Origin of the sequence: Escherichia sp. AM3, assembly GCF_032029835.1 — a bacterium.
Taxonomy (GTDB): Bacteria; Pseudomonadota; Gammaproteobacteria; order Enterobacterales; family Enterobacteriaceae; genus Escherichia; species Escherichia coli.
In genome coordinates, this window is the sequence record NZ_JAVUPQ010001040.1 from 1 (window position 1) to 263 (window position 263).

1 protein-coding gene is annotated in these 263 nt (G+C 44.1%); it reads left to right on the forward strand.

What is annotated here, in order from left to right:
• Nucleotides 1-263: HlyD family efflux transporter periplasmic adaptor subunit (locus tag RTW80_RS29605; RefSeq protein ID WP_312721696.1), on the forward strand; the 263-nt coding region annotated here is incomplete at both ends.

A 263-nucleotide genomic window follows, 5' to 3' on the forward strand; every position in this document is an offset into this window, starting at 1 on the left:
CCCTGAGTGTCACTGTAGGGCAAATGGTCAATACCGGAGACAGCCTTCTGCAGGTTATTCCTGAGAACATTGAAAACTATTATCTTATTCTCTGGGTCCCGAATGATGCTGTTCCTTATATTTCGGCTGGTGACAAAGTGAATATTCGTTATGAAGCCTTCCCCTCAGAAAAATTTGGGCAGTTCTCTGCTACGGTTAAAACTATATCCAGGACTCCTGCGTCAACACAGGAAATGTTGACCTATAAGGGCGCACCTCAAAAT